The organism is Chamaesiphon sp. VAR_69_metabat_338, assembly GCF_031423935.1.
Taxonomy (GTDB): domain Bacteria; phylum Cyanobacteriota; class Cyanobacteriia; order Cyanobacteriales; family Chamaesiphonaceae; genus Chamaesiphon.
The window spans coordinates 1-4,864 of sequence record NZ_JANPGM010000311.1; the positions used below are offsets into that span (position 1 = coordinate 1).

Annotated in this window: 4 protein-coding genes; all 4 read left to right on the forward strand. The window is 43.0% G+C overall.

All coding sequences use genetic code 11. From position 1 onward, the window contains the following. A partial coding sequence (locus RMO84_RS08990) for a nitrate ABC transporter ATP-binding protein (RefSeq protein WP_396135809.1) occupies window positions 1-858 on the forward strand: 858 nt, incomplete at its 5' end. Between the two features lie 228 nt (window positions 859-1,086). Further along, window positions 1,087-3,951 carry a cyclic nucleotide-binding domain-containing protein gene (locus tag RMO84_RS08995; RefSeq protein ID WP_310488140.1) on the forward strand — a complete coding sequence of 955 codons (2,865 nt, stop codon included), beginning with the start codon at window positions 1,087-1,089 and terminating at the stop codon, window positions 3,949-3,951. Between the two features lie 101 nt (window positions 3,952-4,052). Next, window positions 4,053-4,427: a diacylglycerol kinase gene (locus RMO84_RS09000; protein WP_310488141.1), complete on the forward strand. Its 375-nt coding sequence runs from the start codon at window positions 4,053-4,055 to the stop codon at window positions 4,425-4,427. 96 nt (window positions 4,428-4,523) lie between these two features. Next, window positions 4,524-4,864: Rieske 2Fe-2S domain-containing protein (locus RMO84_RS09005; protein WP_310488142.1), on the forward strand; the 341-nt coding region annotated here is incomplete at its 3' end.

Consider the following 4,864-nt stretch of genomic DNA (forward strand, 5'->3'; position numbering starts at 1 on the left):
CCAGACGTTAAAGGTACTGTTGCAAATTATGGTTGTCCTGAATTAAGCGAAGCAGTTGTTAATACACTAAAAGCTTATGCAAAAACAATTTTGTTTGATAGTGGTAAATCTACTTTCCAAAAAGGTACTTATACAGTTTTAGAAAACGTCAACCTATCTGTCGATAAAGGTGAATTTATCTGTCTGATCGGGCATTCTGGTTGCGGCAAATCGACATTACTCAATATGGTTGGTGGCTTCAGTCAGCCTACTGTTGGCAGGGTCGAATTAAAAGGAGAACCAATCCTTAAACCCGGCCCCGATCGCATGATGGTGTTTCAAGGTTACGCACTTTTACCGTGGAAAACGGCCTTTGAAAATATCTATTTAGCTGTTAATTCGGTTTTTCCCACCAAATCTAAAGCCGAAAAAGTCTCAATCGTTCACGAACATTTAGCAATGGTCGGGCTTTCAGATGCCGCCGACAAAAAGCCCACCCAATTATCTGGAGGTATGAAACAACGTGTAGCGATCGCGCGCGCGCTGTCAATTCGTCCCGAAATCTTAATTTTAGACGAACCTTTTGGAGCATTAGACCAAATTACGAAGGAGGAGCTACAAGAGGAATTAATGCGGATCTGTGGCGAACAAAATTGTACGGTCTTAATGATTACTCACGATATCGATGAGGCATTATTTTTAGCAGATCGGTTGGTAATGATGACCAATGGCCCCGCTGCAAAAATTGGCGAAATACTGACTATTCCATTCGATCGACCGCGCGATCGCGATCGAATTATGGAAGATCCAGAGTACTATAACTTGCGTAATTATGCCCTTGATTTCCTCTACCATCGTTTCGCTCATGATGATGAATAATTCAATTAATTGATAATTGATAATTGATAGTTACCGATTGACTACCGATCGGATTGAATGTATGGGTTGACTGAGTGCTACTAATCTAATTAGTAATCTCTCTGCTCATGATTTTATACCGATCGGTAGATTGCCCACCTGTAAACCTCCACTATGATACAGATGTGGCTCTCGATCGAGAGAATACACAGATTAAAACTTTTTTCTATTAGTTAACTTCTGCGTAATATGTTTGCACAGCTACCCGAACGACGAATGCATGTGGTGCGTTGGATACTCACGATCGCCTGGTTGCTAATTATCGCGTCATTGTTTTACGATCCTTGGACGCCAGTATTGACCGAGCCAGATCGTTCTTGGAGTCCGTTAAGGTTATCGGGTAGCTGTATTTTGGTGCAGGGAAAGTGTCTAGTCGAACAGCCTTATCCGCTGGCTACAACCTTATTTTGGGGAGCAATCGTGCCCGCTTCGATCTTTATTTTGCTAGTATTCGGGCATGAAGCTTGGCGCAGGATTTGTCCGCTATCATTTCTCTCCCAAATTCCGCGTGCATTGGGCAAACAAAGACAATTCAAACGCGAAAACCCGAACACGGGAAAAGTTCGCTACGAGCTGGCAAAAGTTAAGCCAGATTCGTGGTTAGGCAAGAATTATCCGTATGTCCAATTTGGCTGGTTATTTGTCGGATTGTGCGGGCGAATTTTATTTTTTAATGCCGATCGATTGGTATTAGCATTATGGTTGTTATTCACAATCGCCGCCGCGATTGCCGTCGGTTATTTATACGGCGGTAAATCGTGGTGCAATTATTTTTGCCCGATGGCTCCAGTTCAGCAAATCTATAGCGAACCTGGTGGGTTATTTAATAGTAAGGCACACATTAGCGATACGTCGATTACCCAGTCGATGTGTCGGGTGGTATTACCGGATGGTAAAGAGCAAAGTGCTTGCGTTGCCTGTCAAAATCCCTGCATCGATATCGACTCGGAACGAGCATATTGGGATGGATTGAATAAACCAGAAGTCTCATGGTTGCGGTATGGTTATGTGGGCTTAGTCATCGGTTATTTTGGCTATTATTATCTCTATGCTGGTAGTTGGGATTATTATATGTCTGGAGCCTGGGCGAGACAAACCGACCAATTATCAACGCTATTAAGTCCGGGGTTCTATATATTCGGACAGGCGATAAATATCCCCAAAATAGTTGCCGTACCATTGACATTAGGTATCTCTACTGCGATCGGCGATCGAGTAGGCAGATCGATCGAGAGATGGGCAAAATCTTACAGCCGCAAGCGCGATCTCAAGCGATCGCCAGACATAATTAGACATCGCATTTTTACACTATCTACATTTTTTATCTTCAACTTTTTCTTTATCTTTGGCGGTCGTCCATTAGTGCAACTAATGCCGATTTGGGGTCAATATATTTACGAACTAGCTCTAGTTTTATTGAGTACGCTGTGGGTATATAAGACTTGGCGACTTAGCTCCGATCTATATGCGCGCGAGAATTTGGCAAGTCGCTTCCGCAAGCAGTTAGAGAAGCTAAAACTAAATCTCTACCCGTATTTAGAAGGTCGTTCTTTAAGCGAGCTAAATACTCATGAAGTGTATATTCTCGCGAAAGTTTTACCTGGATTCACTAGAGAAAAGCGACATACAGCTTATAAAGGAGTCGTGCGCGAAGCATTGGAAGAAGGCTATGCTAATTATTCTAGTAGCTTAGAAGTATTGCAACAATTACGCCAAGAATTAGGCATTACTAATGACGAGCATCGCGAGGTATTAGAAGAATTAGGCATTGAAGATCCAGAATTACTAAATCCCGATCGCCAACGCAGTTTAGAGAATCAAATTCGCTTGACTGGCTATCGCAAATCCCTAGAACGATTGATGCGATTGCAACGACAACCAGATCTGACTAATACCGATCTCCCTCTCGCTCCTAACTCAGTCGAAATCGACGCACTGCGCCGCCAATATTCGATTAACTCTCAAGATGAAGATTGGATTTTAAGTGGAATTTCCCCAGAATCTGGCAGTTTGCGCAGAGCGGAATTTTTACTCGCTCAACTCCCAGATCTCATTACCTGCTATCGCGGACTCCATCAACCAGTTTTATCCGAACATCAAGCAGTTTTAACACTGCTCAAAAGTAGTATTCACAACAAAAAAGAATTAATCGTCCGTACCATTCTGGAAATAATTGTCAGCATCAAGGACGATGCTCCTTCAGAGCGACTGAGCAGACAAGCGGCGATCTCTGTGGCTCAACAACTGGGAGATTTAGCTCCAGTAGTTTTGCTAGAGCTATTAGAGTCAGAAAATTGGCAAGCTAGACTGCATCCAGATATCTTGGCAAAATTGATACCCTTACAAGCAATTGAAAATACTTGTCCGATCGATTATTCAAGCGAACAAACCTTCAGTTCGTTAACACCATTACTCGCCGATCGCAATCCCCTAATTCAAACAGCCTGTCTGTACATCATCGCCCAACTCGATCTCGTTGGCGAAGCCTCTATGAAAGAGAATCGCACTCAAACGATCGCCAGCAATTATCTCGATCTTCACAGCTCATCTTTGCTGCAAGAAACTACCAAAATCATTTTATCAGCATCTAAAGAATGTCCGCCTCTAACTAAATTTCCCTTATTAGAGAAAGTAGTATATCTATTTAATAGTGATTTCTTTCACCAGATCCACAGCGAGACATTAATCGCACTATCCGAGCGTGCCGAATTTAGAAGCTTTGCCGACAATGAAGTTATTACTGAAGCTGGCGATACCTGTCGCGAACTCCTCCTCTTAATTGAAGGAAATGCGCAGATTATCTTCCATTTGCCCAACAAAGAAGTCCGAGTAGAACAACTAAAACTCGGACAAACGCTCGATGAATTAGAAGTCCTCGCCCATAGTGATTCTCAGAATACGATCGTGGCTCAAGGCGCGCTCACCCGCATTTTAGCAGTGCCAGTAACGGCTTTTGATAACTTGCTCGATCGCGATCGAGATTTTGCGCGGCGGGTATTAGAACTAGAAAGCAGACAATTACAAAGATTTATGCGATCGCTGCAAACTATGTAGGCGTAACTCAACTATCTTTGCTAGCATCGGAGTACCACTAAATTTAAATATTGTTGGCTAAACAGCAATTATTTAGATGACTATCTTGGGAGTGTCGCTCCATGTCGAGAAAGTACAGTACTCCTGGTTATCGTCCGATTAAAAAGATTAAAGTTATTTTTAAAGGGCTATATATTGCCGTCATCACGGATTTTAGTGTTGCCTACAAATTGGTGTTATCGATCCCGATCGTCATCAGTGCGATTGTGTTTCATAAATGGGTCGATCTGTCATTGATTTTAATTGCGACTGGGGTGATGTTACTAGGCGAACTATTAAACAGTGCGATCGAAATCCTCTGCGATTTTGTCGAGCCGCGAGACAATTCTCAAATCGGGGCGATTAAGGACATCGCCGCTGCGGCTGCGGGCATCGGGATCTTTGTGTGGGCAGCAATTCTAATTATCGAAGGCATCCAACTCCTGGCAATTGTATAGAAATGCTCGATTGAGGCGATATTTAGCAAATTGCGGTTGACATCCTGGTAGGCTAATAAGATCTAGTTTTAATTATCAAACATTTATCATTAAGCCATGCAAACTGTCTCTGTTGCTACTACCAGCCAAATTAAAGAAGGTGAGTTACTAGCTGTTAAAGTCGAGAATCAGAAAGTTATCTTGACCAAAATTGACGATAAAATCTACGCCGTCGAAAATAAATGCCCCCACTTGGGAATGCCCCTAGCCAAAGGGAAAGTTTGCGATCGAGCGGTAACATGTCCTTGGCACGGTGCGAGTTTCGATCTGACAACTGGCGAAAATGTTAAGTGGGTAGGTTCATTTGCAGGAATTCCCTTGCCGGAATGGTCGCATCAAGTTCTCAGCCTGGGTAAATCAGCCCAAAGCATCAAAACTTATCCCGTCACCGTTCAAGG